The organism is Wolbachia endosymbiont of Drosophila bicornuta, from assembly GCF_028982105.1.
In the GTDB taxonomy this organism is placed as follows: domain Bacteria; phylum Pseudomonadota; class Alphaproteobacteria; order Rickettsiales; family Anaplasmataceae; genus Wolbachia; species Wolbachia pipientis.
This window is the reverse complement of record NZ_JAPQLF010000108.1, coordinates 1-2,706: the sequence shown is the minus strand read 5'-3', so window position 1 is coordinate 2,706 and position 2,706 is coordinate 1. Positions and strand designations below refer to the sequence as shown.

Sequence of the window (2,706 nt, the reverse complement as noted above, 5' to 3'; positions counted from 1 at the left end):
CTGCTCTACCATAGCCATAAGCACATATCTTATCCTATTCGGACTATTGCGAGAAGTGCTATACTACCTTATTAGCTGAAGAAGAATGGAAAGTTTTATACGTTAAAATACAGAGAAAACCATGTCCAAGTGTAGTTCCCAACATAAAAGAAGCTGTTTCATGAACTTGGAGGCCATTTAGCAAGAAAAAATGACCCAAAACCAGGACCAATTACTCTTTGGAAAGGATATAAACGTCTCTTTGATTTAGCAGAAGGATGGCGACTTGCTCACGAACCTCATATTTGTGTGTAATAGTAAGGTTTCTAAGGGAGGGAGTAGTAGTAATACTGCTTCCTTACCTGACCAGTTTGCTCGTGATAAAGGTTTTGAGAAACGCGCTCAATACTATGCTGCTAAAGCTTATTCAAGTCAAGCTCACAAAGGTGATCAAGATCTTAAAGGAGTTATTTTTATTGCTATCGCCGATTTTATCTTATTTCCTAACAAGCTGGCTTACAAATCTGATCACGTTACTTTTGATAAAATTACCTATGAACATGACTTAAAAGATTTTCAATTTGTATTTATTGAACTACCTAAATTTCCTAAGAATAAGGAAGAACAGCTAGAAAGCATAGTGGATCGTTGGTTATTTTTCTTCAGTGCGACCCGGAAAGCCGTGGTTTTGTGATGGTTAAATTCCATCTTCCCTAGACATCGGGGATAATGTATGTCTCACATTTCAAAGGATGGCAACCTTTGGGATGCAAGCATGAGATAAAAGCAGGTAACACTAAACCTCATCCTGCAAACAGAGTTAGATATGATTACGAGAGGAACCTATGTTTGAATTGTCGTCAAAGCATAGTATGCGAAAAGAGGTTGAACTACGCATAGAACAAAATGGTACGAAGCAAAAGGGGAACTAAAGATTGAAGACTTTAGTTATTGATGTTCCCAGCTTCCGGCAAATAGTAGGAATCTAAGTTTAACGTGAAACGAAGCTATGGAACGGAGTAACCACATAAAAGCTCTTATATTCATTAAATATAAGTAGGTAGCCAACCACAAGCTGCTATGTGGAAGAAGAAGCTAATGCCCAAAGTAATATCTGGGATATGCAGACGTAAACACTTTAATTTGGAAGGTAAAGTGGTGAATAGTAGTGAATATGTTATGGACCAGCAAAAAGCTAGGTATGAATGGAATGGAATTCCTTGGCGAAAGCTGAAGAAATCTTCATTTAAGCTACAAAAACGAATTTACCAAGCTTCTAAATGTAATGACATCAAAAAGATGCATAATCTTCAAAAATTATTGCTCAAATCAACAAGTGCAAAAACACTCGCTGTTAGGAAAGTAACACAGGACAATAGGGGGAAGAAGACTGCAGGTATTGATGGAAAGGCTAATCTTAATCAAAAAGAAAGATTACAACTATCATATTCTTTAGATATAAAAGAAAAAGCAAAGCCATCAAGACGCGTCTGAATCCCAAAACCTGGTAAGCCATCGGAGCATCGCCCGCTTGGTATACCTACTATATCACAAACACTTGTAAAAATGGCTTTAGAACCAGAATGGGAGGCAAAACTTGAGCCAAACACTTATGGTTTTAGACCTGGTAGATCATGTCATGATGCAATTGAAGCCATATTTGATGTGCTAAAACAGAAAACAGCATATGTATTAGATGCTGATATTTCTGGATGTTTTGACAATATTAACCATAATAAACTGCTTGAAAACCACACCAACGTTAAAGAAAATCATAAGAAGATGGTTAAGGGCAGGCGTTATGGAAGATGGAAAGTTTCAATCCACAAAACGTGGTACAATTCAAGGAGGCACCGTTGCTAGCTTGTGTTGCATTACACGGATTAGAGCAACATATCAAAAAAGCATTAACAAACGAACTCTTTCAATGCATGAAAAGAAAATATGGTAGGATATCGCATAAAAACGCGCAAAAGTCTATTAGTGTAATTTTCTACTGTGATGATTTTGTCATCATACATGAAAACGAAGAGATTATTCTTAAAGCAAAAATTTTAGTTGAAGAATGGTTAGAAACCATTGGACTAAAATTAAAGCCCTCTAAAACAAGAATTTCTCATACATTAAGAACCATTGACGAAACAAAACCAGGATTTGATTTTCTTGGATTTTCAATAAGACAATATCCAACAAAAGAAAGTAAAAAAGGTTACACATTATTAATAAAACCAAGTCGTAATTCTATAAAGCAGCATACATTTGCTATTAAACATAAACTTAGAGAAATGCGTGGGGCGCCACAGGAAGTAATAATAAGGAATCTCAATCCAATAAACAGAGGATGGAGTCAATATTACTCTTCGGTAGTTTCATGTAAAATCTTTAGCTCATTGGATAATACTATACATAGAAAGCTCTGGAAGTGGGCAGTCTTTAGGCACCCAAACAAAGGGAAATGCTGGATAAAAAGAAAATACTTTAAAAAGTATAATAACGATAACTGGCGTTTTATGACAAGTAACAAGATACATCTTATTATACACAGCGATCATGATATTAAACGACATATCAAAGTGCAAAAAACCAGATCTCCATATGATGGTGATTGGGTATATTGGGGTAAACGTCTGAGAAAAATACCAGATAAGCCATTAAGAGTAATAAAACTATTGAAGTTACAACAAAGTAAATGTGATAATTGTAGACTATGGTTTAAAAGTGATGATA

Annotated in this window: 3 protein-coding genes and 2 pseudogenes; all 5 read left to right on the top strand. The window is 35.5% G+C overall.

The genetic code is table 11. The features are described 5' to 3' along the window. Positions 1 to 62: 62 nt before the first annotated feature. A pseudogene (locus OZD68_RS03390) lies at positions 63 to 294 on the top strand (IS4 family transposase); the annotation flags it as partial. Positions 295 to 301: 7 nt separating this feature from the next. Continuing rightward, a pseudogene (locus tag OZD68_RS03385) lies at positions 302 to 673 on the top strand (PD-(D/E)XK nuclease family transposase); the annotation flags it as partial. 404 nt (positions 674 to 1,077) lie between these two features. Then, positions 1,078 to 1,473 carry a reverse transcriptase N-terminal domain-containing protein gene (locus OZD68_RS03380; protein WP_264329422.1) on the top strand — a complete coding sequence of 132 codons (396 nt, stop codon included), beginning with the start codon at positions 1,078 to 1,080 and terminating at the stop codon, positions 1,471 to 1,473. After that, the gene (locus tag OZD68_RS03375; protein WP_209473350.1) at positions 1,474 to 1,842 is read left to right on the top strand and encodes a reverse transcriptase/maturase family protein; all 369 of its coding nucleotides are present in this window, start codon (positions 1,474 to 1,476) and stop codon (positions 1,840 to 1,842) included. Continuing rightward, a partial coding sequence (locus tag OZD68_RS03370) for a group II intron maturase-specific domain-containing protein (protein ID WP_275009002.1) occupies positions 1,836 to 2,706 on the top strand: 871 nt, incomplete at its 3' end. The genes OZD68_RS03375 and OZD68_RS03370, both read left to right, overlap by 7 nt.